General features: G+C 50.1%; 11 protein-coding genes and 1 CRISPR repeat array. Of the genes, 3 read left to right on the top strand and 8 right to left on the bottom strand.

The window, feature by feature from the left end; all coding sequences use genetic code 11:
- From BWI97_RS16270 to BWI97_RS16240, 7 genes are all read right to left on the bottom strand, one after another.
- Entirely contained in the window at window positions 1-762 is a 762-nt protein-coding gene (locus tag BWI97_RS16270) for a class I SAM-dependent methyltransferase (protein ID WP_102201849.1), read from the bottom strand.
- A gap of 117 nt (window positions 763-879) precedes the next feature.
- The gene (locus BWI97_RS16265) at window positions 880-1,722 is read right to left on the bottom strand and encodes an endonuclease/exonuclease/phosphatase family protein (RefSeq protein WP_102201847.1); all 843 of its coding nucleotides are present in this window, start codon (window positions 1,720-1,722) and stop codon (window positions 880-882) included.
- Window positions 1,723-1,817: 95 nt separating this feature from the next.
- Complete coding sequence (locus BWI97_RS16260; RefSeq protein ID WP_102201845.1) at window positions 1,818-3,608, bottom strand: RagB/SusD family nutrient uptake outer membrane protein; 1,791 nt, start codon at window positions 3,606-3,608, stop codon at window positions 1,818-1,820.
- Window positions 3,609-3,674: 66 nt separating this feature from the next.
- Window positions 3,675-6,959: a TonB-dependent receptor gene (locus tag BWI97_RS16255; RefSeq protein ID WP_102201843.1), complete on the bottom strand. Its 3,285-nt coding sequence runs from the start codon at window positions 6,957-6,959 to the stop codon at window positions 3,675-3,677.
- A 296-nt stretch (window positions 6,960-7,255) separates the two neighbouring features.
- Entirely contained in the window at window positions 7,256-8,470 is a 1,215-nt protein-coding gene (locus BWI97_RS16250; protein ID WP_102201842.1) for a potassium/proton antiporter, read from the bottom strand.
- 166 nt (window positions 8,471-8,636) lie between these two features.
- Complete coding sequence (locus BWI97_RS16245; protein WP_094808194.1) at window positions 8,637-11,867, bottom strand: hypothetical protein; 3,231 nt, start codon at window positions 11,865-11,867, stop codon at window positions 8,637-8,639.
- Window positions 11,868-11,915: 48 nt separating this feature from the next.
- A complete protein-coding gene (locus BWI97_RS16240; protein ID WP_102201840.1) occupies window positions 11,916-12,989 on the bottom strand; it encodes an FAD-binding oxidoreductase in 1,074 nt (357 codons plus the stop codon).
- Window positions 12,990-13,294: 305 nt separating this feature from the next.
- Between BWI97_RS16240 and BWI97_RS16235 the strand changes: the two genes are divergently transcribed.
- Complete coding sequence (locus tag BWI97_RS16235) at window positions 13,295-15,205, top strand: M14 family metallopeptidase (protein ID WP_102201838.1); 1,911 nt, start codon at window positions 13,295-13,297, stop codon at window positions 15,203-15,205.
- A gap of 219 nt (window positions 15,206-15,424) precedes the next feature.
- Here BWI97_RS16235 and cmk read toward each other — a convergent pair whose 3' ends face one another.
- Window positions 15,425-16,111 (bottom strand): (d)CMP kinase, encoded by a 687-nt coding sequence (cmk, locus tag BWI97_RS16230; RefSeq protein WP_094808191.1) that lies wholly within the window; start codon window positions 16,109-16,111, stop codon window positions 15,425-15,427.
- A 246-nt stretch (window positions 16,112-16,357) separates the two neighbouring features.
- Here cmk and ade point away from each other — a divergent pair, with 246 nt between their 5' ends.
- Both ade and BWI97_RS16220 read left to right on the top strand, forming a co-directional pair.
- Window positions 16,358-17,995 carry an adenine deaminase gene (gene ade, locus BWI97_RS16225; RefSeq protein ID WP_102201836.1) on the top strand — a complete coding sequence of 546 codons (1,638 nt, stop codon included), beginning with the start codon at window positions 16,358-16,360 and terminating at the stop codon, window positions 17,993-17,995.
- An 8-nt stretch (window positions 17,996-18,003) separates the two neighbouring features.
- Window positions 18,004-18,651, top strand: coding sequence for a peptidylprolyl isomerase (locus tag BWI97_RS16220; protein ID WP_094808189.1), 648 nt, complete (start codon window positions 18,004-18,006; stop codon window positions 18,649-18,651).
- 265 nt (window positions 18,652-18,916) lie between these two features.
- A CRISPR array of direct repeats spans window positions 18,917-19,867; the repeat unit is 28 nt; unit sequence GTCTTAATCGTACCTAGTTGGAATTGAA.

Below are 19,867 nucleotides of genomic sequence, written 5' to 3'. Positions count from 1 at the left end.
TTAATTACCCTTCTTTTCCAATACCACGTAACACCGAAAGGCCAGCAACGATCGTACCGGCGTAAGTATTTTTTCGACAAACTGGAATAGCGGAATCAGACCGTCGGGAATGAAAGATTTGTTTTCGAAACCACCCGAAGCGGGGTACAGAAGGCAGCTTAAGCGGTTTTGCTGTTTGATCTGAAAACGGCCTTTGAATTGCTCCTGGAATTTCTTTCGGTCCCGGTAAAAAAGCAGGTACGGGATAGCCTGATTAGCGTCCCAGGGGTCTTTCTGATCGATACCGGTTTTGTTGAAATAATCGACGTCCATGATGAAAGGCTCGGGGTGAAACTTCCGGTATACGGGCAGCGAAAACGGCGACGGATACGGTTCCAGCATGATCAGACGCCCGCCCGGCTGTAACACCCGATAGGCTTCTTCCAGAAAATGGACCGGATTGGACAAATGGTGCAACACGTCCACCATCACCAGATTACTCACCTCCCCCGTCTGAAAAGGCATCTGATGAGCATCGAAAACCAGATCGATCCAGGGATGCGGCTCGATGTCGGAGGTGATGACGTCGGGTTTGAACTCCTTGAAATTACCGCCCCCGCCCCCCAGCTCTACAGTCGGACCGGATACGGGACTCAAATCCTTAAGAATCATCTGATACCACTCGGAATAAATGATCCGCAGAATTTTCTTTTCGTGCCATTTTTTTCGATGGCGTCCCAACATGTCTTCCAGTTGCTTGGGGGTGTACGCAGAATGACTCATTCGTCCGTTACTAAGGTTCGTCGCAAAGAAAGGGAATAAAGCTGCCTTACCAGAAATTCCGGCAAAAAAAGAACTTCCCGAATCGCTCCGGGAAGTTCGATCAATTAGTGCCTTGCGTTACTGAATCACCAGTTTCACGACCACCGGCTGGTGATCAGAGAAATAACGCTGATTCAGGGATTGGTTAAAGGTAGCGTAGCTGAGTACCTGAATGGACTTGCTTGTAAAGACGTAATCAATCCGGTCTTTCATCGGAGCGTCGAATTTAAAGGCATTGAACGTTCCTACCGGACCGTACGGCGGCATTTTAGTTACTTCGCGGGAATCATTCAGCAAGGTCTGCATTTCCTTGATCTGCTCGGTTTCGGGCGTTGAGTTGAAGTCTCCCGTACAGATGGTCGGTGCTCCTTTGGCGATTTCCTTGATTTTTTTCACCATCAATTTCCCCGATTCCCGACGAGCAACCACGCCCTCATGATCAAAGTGTACGTTGAAAAAGTAAAACTGCTTTTTGGTCTGCTGATCCTGTAATTTCACCCAGGAACAGATACGGTTACAGCAGGTTGCATCCCAGCCCTTGCCGGGTTTCTCGGGCGTTTCGCTCAGCCAGAAATTTCCCGAGTCCAGTACTTTGAAGCGGTCTTTTTTGTAGAAAATCGCGGAGTGTTCACCCCCTTCTTTTCCGTCGTCACGGCCTGCTCCGAAGTAGGTATATTCGCTGCCTTCGGCAATGTCTTTCAACTGACCTACCAGAGCTTCCTGTACCCCGAAGATATCGAAATCATGGTAGCGAACCTGAGCTTTCAGATTGTCTTTACGATTGGGCCAGGCATTTTCGCCATCGCCGGGATTGTTGTATCGAATGTTGTAGGAAGCCACGGTAATGGCGTTGTTTTTCTGAGCAAACGTGGCCGAGATCATACACACCGCAGCCAGAAAGGTAAAGAGTACTTTTTTCATTGCATAGAGAGATTACGGAGCGGCCTCCGCCGTGATTCAGTCAGAGGCCGCCAAATACGAAAGTAAACTTACGAGCAAAAACCGGGAACCACCGATTACCAGCCCGGATTTTGTCCCAGAGCCGGGTTCATCTGACGATCCGCTTCGGGAATGGGATACAGGTAATGTTTTGCTTCCCAGCGACGTGGAATGTTGTTCAGCCAGGTCAGTTCGCCCGAGGTATCGTTGGACAAGCGTTGGGGATTGACCACGCCGTTTACCGTTTCGGCCACGTTGATATACGTTACGCCGGGTAGTTGCGTTGCGGGTCTTACCTTATAAAATAATACATCGTTGATGCCATCGCTGTTCAGATCCAGCGGCGTATTCAGGGCCGGTACGTAGAAACCGTTCCATTTCTGATCCATCAAGGATCCCCGATTCCAGCGTACAATGTCATAAAACCGGAACCCTTCCAGGGCCAGTTCAATCCCCCGTTCCCGGCGGATTTCCAGCAAGGCTGCATCCGAAATACCCGGAAAATAATTGGTTTGCAGATACGGATCGGCTACGGTTGGTTTGGCCGTTAGTCCCGCCGTGATGCCCGCCCGTTTGCGTAAGGCTCCCACCGTCAGAGTCCAGTCGGCGTCGGTAAAGGTGCCCAGCTCGGCTTTGGCTTCGGCATAGTTCAGCAGAATTTCGGCGTAACGCATCAGTGAGATGGAGTTGGTATTACGTGAGCCACCGTCGTAGAAAACATCGTCGAGCGTCCATTTGATGGGCTGGTATCCCGTGTACGTGTACGAGAATACGGGCGGAGCGGGCTCCTGTACGTTCCCGTTGATTCGCTTGTAATTACCCATGCGAATGGTTTGCTGCAAGCGTTTATCCCGGTTTTTAACCTCCTCGGCAAACGGTAAGGTCTGATACCCTTCCTTGGACGTAAACGGCGTACCATCCGTGTTGAGATACGTATTCACGAAGGTACGGATGAAACTCACGCGGGAACCGTAGGTGGCACTCGTCCACCACCAGTTAGCATCGTGTAAGACGTTCAGCGTCGCGTCGGCCACGCTGGAGAGCATGATTTCGTTCGTGACCGGCGTTGTACTAATGAACAACTGACGATACGAAGCTTCGGAACCACCCGCTTCGTTAAGCGTAAAGCCGCCCGTTTTGATGACCGTTTCCGCCGCCGAAGCCGCTTCGCTCAGCCAGCTATTGGCGGTATTTTGCAGGTTGTAGCTCGTATGGTACTTGCGGAAAGTTCCTTCGAACAAACAGATCCGGGATTTGAGTCCGTACACAATGGATTTAGTAATCTGGCTGCGGGAATTATCCGTAGTCGTCCGAAGATTCGCAGCAGCATAATTCAAATCAGCCAGTACGGAATCCATCACCATCGTCCGCGGATCGCGGGCTTTGTACAATTCCTGATTGTCGATGGCCAGCGTCTTTCCATACCAGGGCACATCCCCGAAACGCTTCACTTTATCAAAGTAAAACCAGGCCCGGAAAAAGCGAGCCAGGGCGTTGTAATGCCGCCGGGTTTCCGCCGATACATTGGGATTCGTGTTATTTTCCAGGAAGTAATTGATGTTCCGCAGCGGTCGCCAGTTCCAGCCCGTACTTTGCCGGGGACCGTAGGCACCTTCCCGCAGAAAATCATCGACCTGCGAACGGGCCGAATAATCGGCTAACGCATCGCCCCGGATGATGTCGCCCGAGGTGGGTAGAATTTTCAGGTTATCGTCCGTCGTATAAAAGGAATTGGCGTACAGGGCCAGCCCGTTTTCACTGCCAAAAACTACGGAACCCGTGGCCGTCGACTGGGGCATTTGTTCGAGATCACTACATCCGGCCAGTAACACGCCCGCCAGTAGTATACCCAACACTTGATTTCTCATGAAAAGTATCGTTTTCAGGAATTCAGTACTAACTGAATCGTGTACTGAATTCCTGTTCTTGAAAGCTTAAAAAGTTACAGAAAGGCCGAAGGTCAGGCTCTTCAGCATGGGGTAGTTGTTACCGTTCCCATTTCCACCGTTGGTTAATACCCTGTCCGATTCTCCCGTATTTTCCACGTCCATATCCCGGGTGATGCGGTAGAAGGGCGACCAGCTCCAGAGGTTTTCTCCAGACGTATACACGCGGGCCGTCTCCATGCCCAGTCGCTGAATCCAGCGGGCAGGCAGGTTGTAACCGAGCTGAATATTTTTCAGACGGATATACGCCAGGTTTTGCAGGTACTTGGTTTGCGTCTGGTTGAGTACGCCCGAGCCATTCTGGGACGTGTAGCCCCGGTAGCGGGGCAGATACGCGTTCGGGTTTTCTTCCGACCAGATGTTATTCAGATGCCAGGTCGGAATTTTGTTGTACGGACGATTGTACTGTCCCCAGAAGTTTGAGTTTTCGGCTCCGGGCCAGTAATCGCGTTTGCCCACGCCCTGGAAGAACAGCGAAACGAAGAAGTTATTCCAACTGGCATTCCCCGCAACGCCAAACGAGTACCGAGGCGTAGAGTTACCGATGATGCGGCGGTCACCGGGGTTTCCTACGGTATTGTCCCCGTTATTAATTACCCCATCACCGTTCAGATCGCGGAATTTGATGTCGCCGGGCAGGTATTGGCCGCTCGTGGACGCCTTGTATAGGGTTTGCTTAGGCGATTCGGCTACGTCAGTGGCTGAGGTGAAAAAGCCCGCCGTTTCGAAGCCCCAGATTTCACCGACCTTCTGACCGGCGTAATAATCCGTCAGTAACTTCTTCTCGTTGTTGTATTTCAGAATTGTCGACTGGTAATCGCTCACATTGAAGCGGATTTCGTAGTTCAGTGGCTTGGTAGCTACCGTAAACTGATCCCGCCAGGTAACGATGGCCTCCCAACCGTTCGTCCGTAAATCAGCGTAGTTTCCTTTCGGTACGTCAGTGCCAAAGACGGCAGGTAAGCTCATGCCCACGGTGAACATATCCGTCGTTTTCCGCGTGTAGGCATCGGCTACCAGCGTCAATCGGTTGGACAGTAAGCCCAGGTCGATTCCCACGTTTGTCGTCGTAGACGTCTCCCAGGTCAGTCCATTCGGAATCACGCCCGGTTGCAGCGTTTGCTGGGGCCGTACGCCGCCCAGCACGCGGTTTGATTGGGAAATGGCAAACTGTTCCTGAAACGCGTAGGAACTGATGTTTCCGTTACCGAGTGACCCATACGAAGCCCGGATTTTCAGGTCGCTAATGGCTTTAGGTGAAACGTGCCAGAAGGACTCGTTGGCCACCCGCCAGCCCGCCGAAACGGAGGGGAAGAAGGCATACCGCTGGTTGGACGGAAACTTGGATGAGCCATCGTACCGACCGTTTAATTCCAGCAGATACCGTTCTTTAAACGAATAATTGAGTCGGTAGAAACCACCTAGAATCGCCCATTTTTCCCAGCCCCCACTCGTCGTAATCGATTGGCCCAGAGCCAGGTTAATATCCGTCGCATTCTCAGAAATCAATCCGTTCCGAACGGCTTCAAGTCGCTTGAAAGTTGACTGTTCGCTGTTCAGACCCACCAGGGCTTTCAGGTAATGATTCTTGTTCAGCAAGTGCGGTTCATACTCGGCGTATAGGTTGGAGGCCGTATACACCGTTTCCCGGTTCAGGTTCTGAATGTCGTTCGTAGTCGTACCCACGTACTCAATTACGCCCGGTCGGCGGCTGTAAGGTACGGGTACCCGCAACCGCTGTTCGTTGTTATCCGTATTTTGGAAGGTAAAGTTTCCGTTCACCCGCAACTGATCGTTGAAAAACTGCGTCGCGAAACTGACCGTATTCCGGAACACCCGGCGGTCCATGTCGATTCCGTTTTTGCCGTACCAGAAATCACCGACACTGTACGCGGCCGAATACGTCAGCGTACCATCGGGATTGAACATCGGAGCCATCGTATGGCCTTCATCCTGAATGTTCCGCCAGATGCCCCCACCTTCGCCCACGTTCAGCGGATTGTGGTATTTCAACGACGAATAATCGGCGTTATTTGTCACTTTCAACCAGGGGAATACCTGTACTGAACCTTTGGCCCGCAGGTTATAGACGCGGTAGTCATCAGAATTATACCGAAACAAACCGGGCTGATTGAAATACCGTCCCGTAATGTAAAAGTCTGACTTGCCGCTACTTCCCGAAAACGAAAGGTTGTGTTCCTGAGCACTCGTACGGTCTTTGTAAAGCAGCTTGTTCCAGTCGGTATTCTCATAATATTCGTATTCACCGGCGGAATTGACGATGGTTTTGGGTAAGCTGGGATCATTCGCCCGACGCTCGAACTCTGCCAGATACGCCGGCGAAAAACGAACCGTTTTGTTTACGTTCTGGGGCGTCTGCGAGTAATCGTTCCAGGCCGACCAGCTTTCGTTGAACATCCGGGCAAAGGTGTAACCATCGGTAACAAAGTCCGGCAGAGTCGTCGGTGACTTGATCGACTGGTTGAAGGTGTACGTCAGACTCGTCTTATCCTTCGTTGGGTTCTTCGTCGTGATCAGTACTACTCCGAAAGCCGCTCTTGCTCCATAAATCGCTGCCGAAGCCGCATCTTTCAGGACGGAAACACTGGCAATATCATTCGGGTTGAGTCGGCTGGGATCGCCTTCCACGCCGTCAATCAGTACCAGTGCGTTACCGCCCTGACCAATCGAGGTCGTACCGCGAATGTTGTACGCAGGCGACTGAATGGGTTTTCCATCACCCGGTAACAGGTTCAGGTTGGGAATCACCCCCTGTAAACCCTGCGTCAGGTTGGGTAAGGCCCGGTTGTCGAGTACTTCACTCGTCACCTGATCTACGGCACCCGTCAGGTTTACTTTTTTCTGCGTACCATAGCCTACGACGACTACTTCGTCGAGTGCTTTCGAGTCCGATTGCAACGTAACGTTCAGCGTCGTCAGATTTCCTACGTTGATTTCCTGCGTTGTGTAACCAATGTAACTGAAAACGAGCGTTACGTCGGTGTCAGGTACAGAGATCGTAAATGCTCCATTTACATCCGTAGTGACGCCTTTGTTAGTCCCTTTAATTCCCACGTTCACGCCGGGCAAATTGTCTTTTCCGTCGCTTACGGTACCTCTAATGATGATCGCTTGTCGATTGGTAATATACAGTGGGGCAAAAATCGGCGTTGCGTTCGCCAACGGCGTAGCACTTACGCTCAGACAGGCAAGAATAATGCACTGTTTGAGACTTAGGCCTGGTAAAAAACCCGGTGGTACAGGGTGTTTCATTCCGGTAATGGTTAGTGTAAAAACAATAGAATTCTTCCGTCACACGGGTGGGTGTGACTGGCCTTCAGCATTAAATCAGGAAGTTGGAAATAAGTATCTAACGACGATCGGCGGATGCAGCAGAAGCACTCTTCACAAGACTACTCGTCGAAAGATGCTGCAAAAGTATTTCGCTTGAGCAAGAAGAATATTACCAAAATATTAACCCGAATCATCAAATTGTTAAAAAATGATGACAGAACTATTAACTTATTACGAATCTAATAATTAATACAATGGATTAAAGATGGTCCTTATCAGGTCTGACTGGAGGCGGGCTGGTCTTCATTCAACCCTAATTTGTTCGCCAGCCAGCCCAGCGTTGTTCCCTGCAGCAGTACGGAAATCAATACCACGGCAAAGACGATATTGAAAATGACGTCGGCCACCCGTACCCGGGCAATGAGCGGAATCAGGCTAAACACAATGGGCGTCGCTCCCCGTAACCCCACCCAGCTTACAAATACTTTTTTCTGCAAACTGGCTTTGAACGGGGCGAGTGATACGAAGACGCTGAGCGGTCGGGCAATCAGAATCAGGAAGAGACAAACGATGAGGGCCTGGGGCAGATAGGCTACCATGTTACGCGGAAATACCTGTAAGCCCAGTAGGACGAAGAGACTGATTTCCATCAGCCAGGAAATGCTTTCGAAGAAAAGATACGTTTCCTTACGGCCCAGCCATTTTTCGCGGTGACTGCTAATCACCATACCGGTTACGTACATGCCCAGCAGTACATTACCGTGCCACATCATAAGGGCACCGATCCCAATCAGAATCGTCGCCAGAATCAGTACCGGATACATGCCCCGATTGACCAATTGCAATCGCTGCAAAATCAGACTCGTAGCCAGCCCCAGCGAGCCGCCCGCCAGCAAGCCAATGGACATTTCCTTGACGAATAACCAGAGCCAGGGCCCAATATGAATCTCCGGCTCGTGAAGCATACTGGTAAACATGGTCGTCAGGAAAAAGGCCATGGGGTCATTCGTACCGGACTCCAGCTCCAGGGTTTCTGAAATGTTTTCTTTCAGTCGCAGGCCTTTCGAATTCAGAATGGAAAATACAGCGGCGGCGTCGGTAGAAGATAGCACGGAACCAATCAGAAATCCTTCCAGATACCGAATGCCAAAAGCGACGTGGAGAAACAACGCAACAGAACCCGCCGTCAGCAGAACGCCTACGGTGGACAAGACCAGCCCTCGGCCCAAAATGGGTTTGATATGCCGAAAATCGGTTTCCAGCCCGCCAATGAACAGGATAATGGCCAGGGCCAGATTGCTGAAGGAATGAGTAAATTCAGGGTAGTCGTAGATAAAATCGAAGGGGCCGCCGTTTCCTAAAAAAATGCCCAAAGCCAGGTATATTACTAAACTGGGTACCCCTAAACGATGCGATGATTTGGTTAGGATGATACCAAAAAACAGGAAAAAGCCGAGCAACAAGCAGATCAGCGGAAACGTAAGCGGCATAGATTCAGGGTTGGGATTAGATTGATGATCGTAAAAGCTGTGCCAGTAGGCAAATAGCCCGTTCCGGTTTCTGGCTACTCCTCACTCGGGGTTTTTATGACGCACCTCTATCAACAAAAAAGCAGCCCCCTGTGGAGAGCTGCTTTCTTTTCAGGATACGAAATCATTAAAAATCATAACCAAGCGAAACGTGTAAAATGGGCGTTTGCACTGCCGTGTCTTCGATACCCCAGGCCAGATCGCCTTTCACGTAGTAACCCAGGAATAACGTCCGTACCCCAACGCCGTAACCAATCAGATACGGGTTTTTGAAGTTATTGACGGAAGCGTACCAGGGACTTCCCTGCGGGTTGATGATCTCGGTGTTCAGACTGTTTTGCCGACTAAACGGCCCACTTCCCGTCCAGGCGGTACCAATATCCGTAAAGGCCGTCAGCTGGAAGTTCTGCAGGAACGTAGACGTAATTGGACCGCGGCTCAGTACTTTAAATACCGGCCAGCGTAATTCAGCGTTGAACAACGCGTAGCTTTCACCCGACAGTTTATTCATCCGGAAACCCCGTAAAGGCGTTACAAAATCCGTAAAGAATACGTTGCGGTAATCCATGTTAAACGGATTCAGAGGGTTTTCGGCATTCCGCACTTCCCGCACGGTACCGAACGGGATCCAGTTATCAATTCCGCCGAGTATACTTTGTTTCGGAGCTTTTCCACCCGAGTGACCCAACGATATACGAGTGGCCAGCGTCAGATCACGATAGACTTTGGTATAGTTACGAGCATCCAGCGTAATCTTGAAGAAGCTTTCGGCGTTCGACCGCATACCCTGCTGCTGCTGAGCCCGCAGTTTCACCCGGGTTCCTTCGAGTAGATTCATACCGCTGCTCCGCGTATCGTCATAGACTACCTCACCCTGTAATCCGACAAAACTCGACACGGCGTCGGGTAGGCCAATCCCTCCCTGCGAACCATCTACGCGGTTCAGACGCGTATACATCGGGGAAGCGGATACTCGCAAGGCTTCCGTAATTGGATACGCCGCCGTTAACGTCAGCCGGTTGTAGCGATACTTGGTAAAAAGTCCTGAAGCGGGGAAACCATCGGTAAAGGCTCGCCGGTCAAAGCGGGCACTGAAGTCAATCCGATGAACGAGGTACTGATATTCGGCAAAGATTTCGCTGGTCCGGAAGGTCGGTGTAATGAACAGGCCCCCTTTAATGATGTTATTTTCGAGTAAGTCGTTGACTGTAATGGTATTCTGCCAGCCAAAGCCACTTTGATTCACCAGATACGGCAGAACCAGAAACTGGTTATTGGTATTGTTAACGACAAAGACATCCTTATACGCAGTCGGACCTTTCAAACGCGTGGCATCGCGGCGTACTACGGTCGTTCGGCTACGGGAGTTCGTAATCACCCGTGGCGAAGACGAAGGCTTGTCGGTACGGCGTTCCGTTACTTTCAGTCCTTCCAGATCAAACTGATAATTATCCGTATCAATCTCACCCGGACGCAAAGAATTAAGTCGCGAGGGCGTCCCCACCCCTACGGGAGCTCTGGTCGGATCGGTGGCACCACTGGCAGGCTGATTCGTGCGGGCTACGCCCCCATTTAGTCGAATACTCCGTCCGGTAGCGGTTGTTTCACTGGCTTCTACGGGAGCAAGTCGGGGCAAGAATTTCACGGCCTGCCGACCGTTTTCAATACTTACGTACGCCAGTGCTCCACTGGCTGGATGATAATCGTAGGCCGTCATGCTTTCAACAAACTGACTCAGGGGTCGGGCTTGCCGCGAGGTCGTATCATACGTGAACAGATTTTGAATGCCCTGCTGATCACTCAGGTAAAACATGCGTTCGCCATTGGAAGCCATGGGTTGCAGGGCCTGATCCGCCAGCCGTTCCAACACCTGACTTCGTGGATTACCGTCGTGCAAATACAGATTAAAGCGATTGGGCAGTATTTTGGGAGCCGCCGTTGAAAGCGTATCGTTGGTCCGGTTGGAAGCAAAAAGCACGCGGGTCGTCGAACGGCCTACGAAGGCAGGCGTCAGGTCGTCGTACAAATCGTTGGTGAGTTGTAATACGGAGTTCCGACTCAGGTTATACAAAAACAGATCATTTTGTCCTTTACGGTCGCCGCTGATGGCCAGTACTGAACCGTCCTGCGAAATATCGAACCCGGCGATTTGAGTAAATCCGCGTACCGTCCGGCGAGCTTTCAGGCGTAAGCCTTTCTTTTCGCTTTCTACAAACTGATGCAACAGGGTACGGTCATCTTTTTGTTCGAGCACGTTCAGCGTACCGTTAGCCTGCCAGGCCAGCAAGGGTGCCGATACGGGAAGTTCCCGCGTTAGAAAACGGTCGCCACCTTTCAGTAACTGCGTTTTCTGCTGCCCCTGCGTATCGGTCAGGTACACGTGGTACTGTCCGTTATCCATGACCGAATAGGCGATCCACTGCCGGTTGGGGCTTAATTTCACCTGCTCGATTTTGTGACCCGTAAAGAGCGGATAGCTGGCTAACGTACTACCGGAAGGACTCTTGAAAGCCGCCGCGGAAGACGTCGCCATTTGCGTATAATAGTCCCGCCAGTCGCTCAGGAAACGGTTATAGGAAATGCCAAGTGTACTGGAAATACTGGTTTGCTCCGTCCGGATGATCCGGGTCAGGTTCAGGATATTCGAGATATTATCCCGCCCATAACGCTCCGCGATAAAGTTCCAGATCGACTGTCCGACGCGGGTCGCTTCAGGTCCGCTGAGGTGAGCGGGTTTCTTGAATTTTTTGTTCAGGGCCACATCCCGCATGTAGTCGTCAAGCTCGCGGCTCCAGCCTTCGGCTACGTAAGCCGTGATTCCCGAAATAAACCATTCGGGCAGCGACAGCAGCAACTGACTTTGCAATGCGTCTTTCAGACTGCCGCCGTAGAGCATATCGTACACAAACACCGACGATACTTCCTTGGCTAACTTCTGCCGAAAGGCAATATGATCGGCTGTGAAGGCAATTTGTACGCGGGATTTGGAAAGGTTTTCTTCCCGAATGGCTGTTTCGGAATTGAGTGAAATACCAATGTTGCTCTGCTTGAGGTCGCTGGGCGAGTCGTACAGAAATATCTTGGTACGGCTGTAGGGCGTATAGCTCAGAATATCGGTGATTCGATCGAATTCCGACTCGGCCATTTGTGCTGTATACGTCGCCAGCGAGCGGCTGTTTCCGTGAAAGTATACTTCAAAGTTAGGGGTGGTGTAAACCTGCCATTCGAAGCGTTCCCGCTGGATTCGATTCTTCCCGAATTCCTCCATGGAAGGCATGAATACTTGGGCCTGGCTAGTAGCCGCTCCCAGCAGGATTCCACTCAATAAAGAAACTTTAATAGTATTGGTCCAATTCATGGTGTAGGGCTGGGTCTACTCTGTACACTCACCCACAGAAGCATACAGTTATTCGTTGATTTTGCTGAAATATAACGAATGGAACCGCTGGATATTCGCTTCGGGAGCCAGTTCTTTCGTATGAACCAGAAAATCAGCGAATTGTTTAGCCAGAAAGGGTGCCATCGAGGTGCCCTTGGAGCCTAATCCATTAAAGATTCCAATACTGCGATACACCGGATGGAGACCCATAAACGGCCTGCGTCCTTGCGTAGCCGGACGTATTCCGGCCACCTGTTGCTGAATCTGGTAGGGTACCTGAAGCAGCTTGTTCAGCTTTTCCGTTAGGTACGCCCGCCCTTTCTCCGAAGGATCCCAGGTAAGGTCGTTCCATTCGTAAGTGGCTCCGGACCGGTAAAGGCCCGCTCCCTGCGGTTGAATCCAGACGCTCTGGTTGACAATGCCCGGTACTGCTTCTTCCGGGAGCTGTAGCGTCAGGATTTCTCCCTTCACAACGGCCCAGGGAAGCCAGCTGAAATACGGATTGAACCGACCATATGCTCCCTCGCAACTGATGATTTGGCGGGCTTCGTAGGTACGCCAGGTAACGGAGTCCGAACCCGGTACGACTTCTTCCCACCGAAATTCGGTCTCTACCAACGAATCTTCCTGTACTAAAATTTTACGAATGGCCGATAATAAGGTGGGCAAATCTACCCAGGCCGCTTGCAGGGTTTCGAGTCCGCCTAACGCGTTATGGATCAGACCAGCGTAGGCTTCGTTATTTTCCGCCAAACGAATGTATCCTTCCAGAACCGGATTGGCCGTTTGGGCAATAAAAAAGTTCTGTTCCTCAATGGATTGATACGGGCGATAAACCGGAATGGGATAAAAAAAGGATGCCTGTAATTCCTGCTCCAGTGCGGGGTAAAACTGATGCAGATAGGGAAATAAATCATCCGCCAGCCAGGTCTTGGACAGCTTACGGCCCGTGACGGGATTGCAGATCCCCGCGGCCACCCGCGAAGAAGACGGACGCAGGTCATCGATGACACGTATACTGTAGCCCCGCTGCCGGAGGGTCCAGGCTAGTACCGACCCGGCAATCCCCTGGCCCACGATCAAGTAATCAACTGTTTGCATACTTACTATTCAAATACAGTTTCAAAATACGACAAAAAGAACGGCCCTGTTGCAGCGTTTTTGGAAGCCCTGACAAAAACACGCGGGTTATGCTTAAAAAATTTCAAACTACCCTTAGAATATTGTATGGCAATCAAAATACATAGCCATACATAAGTTTAACTTTTATGTTTTTAGCCATATAATCTTTCTTTTTTATTCGTCGCATCCGTTTTGTCTAACGACAATCTTTCATTAAAATCAGGCTGCAAAATTTCGGGTCGCCTCCTTTTTGAACTTTAATCCTTTCTATTCGCACGCTACGCATGAAAAAACGCCTTACTTTCATTTTATGTCTTACCCAATTAGCCAGTGCCTACGCCCAGCGGTCGTACTACGGAACGGAGGAGAAATGGCCGGAACAGGATACCACCAGTAAGTTTTACACCGTAAAAGGTGAACGCCATGGGGTTAGCTTTTTCAGAAAACATCAGTTTAAAGAAGTAGAATACAAACCCGGCAAAACCCTGACGTTCAATACTTATCATTCGCCGGATGTCATTTATCACTGGTGCCGGACCTGGGCTGCCCAGTATCCCAACCTCGTGGATCTGTACGAGGTAGCCAGGAGTTACGAAGGTCGGCCCATTTTACAGATGACCCTGACCAATAAGAAAACCGGCAAGCATACGGACAAGCCCGCGGCGTATTTTGAAGGCGGACGGCACAGCGGCGAAGTCACCAGTAGCGAATCGGTACTGTGGATGGCGAAGCATTTGATTGAAAACTACGGTAAAGACGCGGCCATTACCAAGCTACTGGATACCAAAACCATTTACCTGCGACCCGAAAATAACCCAGACGGTTCGACGATGTACCTGTTTACGGCCCAGCGAAACCGCAGCACGGTACACCCCAAAGATGACGACCGGGACGGCCTGCTGGACGAAGATCCGGAGGAAGATCTGGATGGCGACGGCGTGATTTATCAGATTCGGAAGAAAGCCAGTACGAATGAACGGGAAAAGGCCAATTACGTCATCGACCCCCGGGATCCACGATTAATGAAACGGGTACTGGAAGGTAAAGGTGACTGGCTGGTGTATACGGAAGGGATCGATAATGACGGGGATGGCAAGTTCAACGAGGATGGCGTGGGCGGCCTGGACAATCACCGGAACTACCCTGAAAACTGGCGTCCGGATCAGGGCGGCGACTTTACCGGACGCGGCTACACGCAGGGTGGTGCCGGAGCCTATCCGCTCAGCGAAGTGGAAACCCGCTCGACGGTACTGTGGCTGCTGGGACATCCGCATATTTCGGTCGTCAACTCCATGGACACGCGGGTACCCATGCACCTGCGACCGCCTTCGACGTCAAAAGATACCGAAAGTATGTTTCCGGCAGATTTGGCCATCTATCGCCACATGGATAGTCTCGGCCTGGCTCATACGGGCTACCCCTGGGCGGGTGATGTGTACCATACCTACAGCACCCGGAGCAAAACCAACCGAATGACCGGAGACCCCAGCAAACCCGAACCCTTATTCGGGCACGGTCCGGATTTCGGCTATTTTTACTACGGTTCGATCTGGTACGGGGATGAACTCTGGAATGGCGGAGCCATGAAAGATTACGATGGCGACGGGCAGTACGATGAATACGACGGCCTTCGCTGGGACGATGAAGCCAACGGCAAAAAAGGATTTAAGCCCTGGACCAAGTTTACGCACCCGCAACTGGGTGAAGTCGAAATTGGTGGTTTTCACCCAAAATTCTTTGCTCAGAATGGTCCGCCGACGGTACTTGAACACTGGATTTCCAAGCAGGCCAAATTCAACCTGAGCATGGCTTTTGAACTCCCCCAAATTGAACTCACGAACGTAACCGTTAAACCGTTGGGTACGGACGAATACGAAATCAAGGTAAACTGGACTAATTCCGGCAAATTACCCGTTGCACTGGAACAGGCTCAACGCATCAAAATTGTACAGGAAGACCGAATCATGCTGGACCTCGACAAGGCTCTTCTGAAAGGCGATGCTCAGGCTAAAGTCATCGTCACAGAACCTTCCCTCTTTGACAAAACCATCTACGCGGGCTATACCGGACCGGGCGAGAAAAAGGAAGCGACTTTCAAGGTAAAACTCAATCAGAAGGGAAGCGTAAAAGCGAAAGTTAAACTTCTCTCTACGCGGGGCGGCTATCAGGAGAAAGAAATCACGATTGGTAAATAGGGGTTTTCTCTCGTAGTGAAGGGGTATTGTGGTTTGAAAGATTTTAGGGAGTGTAAGGTTTGAAAAAGACTTTTCTCACCCATTACAGGGTTTACTATGGTTTGAAAGAGTTTGAGGAAATGTGAGGTTTGAAAAAGATTCTCTCACATCAACGGGGTTATCAGCCCGGAAACCCATCAAAGCAAAGAAGTCCGCTCTTTCGGAACGGACTTCTTTCGCTTATAAAGTCTGAGCGATTTTCTCGTCAGCCCAGCCTTTGATCAGGGCTACCTGTTCATCAAACGTCAGGTAGGAATTATCCAATACCCGGGCATCTTCGGCCTGACGGAGCGGCCCTTCCGAGCGGTTCATATCGATGTGGTCGCGTTTGGTTAGATTTTCGAGTACTTCATTCAAGTCTACCAGATCGCCTTTTTCCAGTAATTCCGCCTGCCGACGCTGGGCCCGAATCAGTGGATCGGCGGTCATGAACACTTTCAGTTCCGCCTGCGGAAACACGACGGTGCCAATATCACGCCCATCCATGACAATCCCTTTGTGTTTGCCCATCCGCTGTTGGAGGGCCACCATCGCCCGACGCACTTCCACTACGGCACTTACCTCGCTCACCATCTGGGAAATGTACATCTTACGGATTTCCTCCTCTACACACAGGCCATTCAGATACGTTTCATTCAATCGTTTCTCCGGATTGAACTGAAATGAAATGTGAATATCTGCCAACGCCTTTTCCACTTCGTGGGGGTTCGTTCGCGATACGTAGTGTTGGTGAAAATACAGGCTCACGGCCCGGTACATAGCTCCGGTATCAATGTAGCCGTACCCGAGCTGAGCCGCCAGAGATTTGGCAGTCGAGCTTTTTCCACAGCTGGAGTACCCGTCGATGGCAATGATTATTTTTGGCATTTTTATCAGAAATTGCTTCGAAAAGCACCTGGGAAGTTCTTTCTGTATAGAACTTTGGCAAAGGTAGAAAGTTTAAGCCAGCGTTGGAGGGCTATTTTTGAGTAAACCCGGGTGGAGGTTTAATGTTTGAGGGTTTGATTCTTGGTTTCAGGTTTGAACCGAGTTTGAATTAGTTTAAACGTAAAAGGGCAGGTTATTGCTGTTGATCCGCTTACGGTAAACTTCCATCCGAAAATTGAATGCATTATGACAGAGATCAGTGGTCAGCTTGTTGATATTCCGGGTCGAGTGATTCGTCCGGTTACAATTTTGATTGAAAACGGCGTGATTAGCCAAATACAGGATAATCCCCAGGCTCCGCTTCAGTATCTGATGCCGGGCTTTGTGGATGCTCACGTGCACGTCGAGAGTTCGATGCTCAGTCCCGCCCAGTTTGCCCGACTGGCTGTACCGCACGGTACCGTCGGCACCGTTTCAGATCCCCACGAAATTGCTAACGTACTCGGTGTGCCGGGCGTGGAATGGATGATTGACAGTGCCCGAAAAGTGCCTTTCCACTTTTGTTTTGGAGCACCGAGCTGCGTACCTGCTACGCCCTTCGAAACAGCCGGAGCTGTCGTAACGCCTAGTGATGTAGAGTACTTACTGAGCCAGTACCCGGAAGTGGGTTATCTGGCAGAAGTCATGAATTTTCCCGGCGTCATCAACGGCGATCCGGATATGCGGGCTAAAATCAGTATTGCTCAGGAACTGGGTTATCCCGTCGATGGGCACGCTCCCGGCTTACGGGGTGAAGCGGCCAGACAGTACATTGCGGCGGGTTGCCAGACGGATCACGAATGTTTTACGGCCGAGGAAGCACTCGATAAATTGCAGTACGGCATGAAGATTCTGATTCGGGAGGGCTCGGCGGCCAAGAACTTTGATGCGTTGATTCCCCTGTTGCCGGAACATTACGCCAACCTCATGTTCTGCTCGGATGACAAACATCCCGACGGACTGGTACTCGGCCATATCAACTTACTGGTCAAACGGGCCCTGGCTCTATACCCCGATCGCCTCTTTGAAATCCTGCTAATGGCCTGCCTCAATCCCGTCGAGCACTACCGACTCCCCGTCGGCCAGTTACGCGAAGGTGATTCGGCGGATTTCATTGTCGTTGATTCCCTGACGGATTTCAATATTCTGCAAACGTTCATCAAAGGCGAATGCGTAGCCGAATCGGGCCAGTCCCGCATTCCCAGTTACCTGAGTGAACCCATCAATCACTTCCAGGCAACCGAAAAATCACCGGCTGATTTTCAGATACCATTCCCGGGTAGTGAGGCTCAGGTACGCGTCATTGAAGTACTGGACGGACAGTTGATTACCAATGCTCTAACCGAAACAGTAGCTGTAACGAATGATCTGGTAGGAACGGATACCGAACGAGACGTTCTGAAAATTGCCGTAATCAATCGGTACGCGGATGTACCTCCGGCGGTGGCCTTCATTCGCAACTTTGGTCTGAAAAAAGGAGCCCTGGCGTCCTGCGTCGCTCACGATTCACACAACATTGTAGCCGTGGGCGTTGACGACGAGTCCATTGCCCAGGCCGTCAACCTGATCATTCAGGAAAAAGGAGGTATTGCTGCGGTTGATGAACTGGAAGCTCTGGTCCTGCCCTTGCCCGTCGCGGGTATTCTTAGTGGTGAAGATGGGTACTGGGTGGCCGAGCAATACGCGACGCTGGATGCCTTTGCCAAACAACAACTGGGCTGTACGCTGGCGTCGCCGTTTATGTCGCTTTCTTTTATGGCCCTGTTGGTCATTCCGAGCCTGAAGCTTAGTGACAAAGGACTGTTTAACGGCGATACTTTTCAATTTACCAACGTATTCAACTGATTGTTTTCATGCGAAATCTGCTTCTGTTTTGCTTCGGCTTAGTGGTCTTTTCAGCCTGTAAAAACCGCGAAATACCTCAGGATGAAGTTGTACAAACCCTAACCGAATACGGCAAGGAACATCCGGAGAACCGTGTTAGTATACACACCCGATTCGGGGATATTGAGATCAAGCTGTACGACGAAACGCCGCTTCACCGGGCCAATTTTATCCGTATGATCAACAGCGGCTATTACGACGACCGGGGTTTTTACCGACTGGTCAAAGGCGTCTGTATTCAGGGGGGTGGCGAGCAGCGGGATCAGTTGAACTATACGGTTCCAGCGGAATTCCGGCCCAACCTTATTCATAAAAAAGGTACGCTTTCGATGGCTCGGTACTCGGACAATAATCCGGAGAAACGCTCCTCTTCTACGGAATTTTTTATCGTCACGAAGGGCATTTTCTATAATGAAGAAGAACTTGCCAAGTACCCACCGGCCCTGAAATCCATTTACCTGAAGCAAGGGGGCGAAATCATTTTTGATCAGGAGTATACCGTTTTCGGTGAAGTAACCAAGGGCCTGGACATTGTCGACAAGATTGCTCAAATGCCCCTCGGCGGTTTCGAACGGCCAACCGAAATTGTGAAGTTCTCCATGAAAGTGCTGGATTAGAAAAGCAATTTTTCATCCGAGCGTACCCGTTAACGGAAGCTTTCGAAAGGTGGTTTTGTCGTCGATCACCTTGGAGATTTCTCCGTACCAAGTAAAAATAGCTTAGTTCTGAACTAAGATCTTCATAAGTAACTGATTACTAACAGTCGTCGATCGCCAGGGGTTTTCCTATCATTGGCAATCGACGACTATTTTAATTTTTGGAATGAAATAAAAACTTTCACAGGAGTTTAGAAAAGGGGGTTTTAAGCTGTAATTTAAGGGGGTCTTAATCGTACCTAGTTGGAATTGAAATCTATGAGAACGCTTTTATACCTATATGCTTCTATAGTCTTAATCGTACCTAGTTGGAATTGAAATATGAATCAGGATTAGATCACGATTAGGCACATTCTGGTCTTAATCGTACCTAGTTGGAATTGAAATAATATTAGAGCGGTTACAGGAGTCTTGAGAATCAGAGTCTTAATCGTACCTAGTTGGAATTGAAATTCTTTCTGCCTTGGGCATAAAGAGCCGTTTGTTCTTGTCTTAATCGTACCTAGTTGGAATTGAAATACGTTGACGGCCCGAAAAGAGGCAAAGGGCATATTTGTCTTAATCGTACCTAGTTGGAATTGAAATAGAAGAAACGGGAAGCAGAAACGACCTTCGGCATGAAGTCTTAATCGTACCTAGTTGGAATTGAAATAGCCAAGCCTTTTGTGATCGAGGCCAGTGTTATGGAGTCTTAACCGTACCTAGTTGGAATTGAAATAAAAGCTCAAGCAGGCAGAAGAGTTGGTTGCCAAATGTCTTAATCGTACCTAGTTGGAATTGAAATTTTGGATACTTGTTAGCGATATAGAGTGCCTTATCAGTCTTAATCGTACCTAGTTGGAATTGAAATAAGTAGATTCCGACATTAAGGAGTTAATTATTTCGGTCTTAATCGTACCTAGTTGGAATTGAAATACCCGTAACTTAATGCCCCTGCGTTTCGCCTCGTAAAGTCTTAATCGTACCTAGTTGGAATTGAAATTCAGAAGCTCCCATTGCGAGGGACGTTCGGCGAAGAGTCTTAATCGTACCTAGTTGGAATTGAAATACGGGACCCTGTATGAAAAGGCCATGGCCGCGGGCGGTCTTAATCGTACCTAGTTGGAATTGAAATTGTATTCGAGTGATGCTGGATTGCTATTGCCTATAGTCTTAATCGTACCTAGTTGGAATTGAA

It is taken from the genome of Siphonobacter sp. BAB-5405, from assembly GCF_002872335.1.
In the GTDB taxonomy this organism is placed as follows: Bacteria; Bacteroidota; Bacteroidia; order Cytophagales; family Spirosomataceae; genus Siphonobacter.
Note: the sequence above shows the minus strand (reverse complement) of the source record. Positions and strands in the feature narration are given on the sequence as shown.

What these genes read in the sequence shown, in the direction of transcription:
- cmk (WP_094808191.1), bottom strand. Translation starts at nt 16,111, where the DNA reads ATGCCAAAAATAATCATTGCCATCGACGGGTACTCCAGCTGTGGAAAA.
- BWI97_RS16255 (WP_102201843.1), bottom strand. Translation starts at nt 6,959, where the DNA reads ATGAAACACCCTGTACCACCGGGTTTTTTACCAGGCCTAAGTCTCAAA.
- BWI97_RS16220 (WP_094808189.1), top strand. Translation starts at nt 18,004, where the DNA reads ATGCGAAATCTGCTTCTGTTTTGCTTCGGCTTAGTGGTCTTTTCAGCC.
- BWI97_RS16260 (WP_102201845.1), bottom strand. Translation starts at nt 3,608, where the DNA reads ATGAGAAATCAAGTGTTGGGTATACTACTGGCGGGCGTGTTACTGGCC.
- BWI97_RS16270 (WP_102201849.1), bottom strand. Translation starts at nt 762, where the DNA reads ATGAGTCATTCTGCGTACACCCCCAAGCAACTGGAAGACATGTTGGGA.
- BWI97_RS16250 (WP_102201842.1), bottom strand. Translation starts at nt 8,470, where the DNA reads ATGCCGCTTACGTTTCCGCTGATCTGCTTGTTGCTCGGCTTTTTCCTG.
- BWI97_RS16240 (WP_102201840.1), bottom strand. Translation starts at nt 12,989, where the DNA reads ATGCAAACAGTTGATTACTTGATCGTGGGCCAGGGGATTGCCGGGTCG.
- BWI97_RS16265 (WP_102201847.1), bottom strand. Translation starts at nt 1,722, where the DNA reads ATGAAAAAAGTACTCTTTACCTTTCTGGCTGCGGTGTGTATGATCTCG.
- ade (WP_102201836.1), top strand. Translation starts at nt 16,358, where the DNA reads ATGACAGAGATCAGTGGTCAGCTTGTTGATATTCCGGGTCGAGTGATT.
- BWI97_RS16235 (WP_102201838.1), top strand. Translation starts at nt 13,295, where the DNA reads ATGAAAAAACGCCTTACTTTCATTTTATGTCTTACCCAATTAGCCAGT.
- BWI97_RS16245 (WP_094808194.1), bottom strand. Translation starts at nt 11,867, where the DNA reads ATGAATTGGACCAATACTATTAAAGTTTCTTTATTGAGTGGAATCCTG.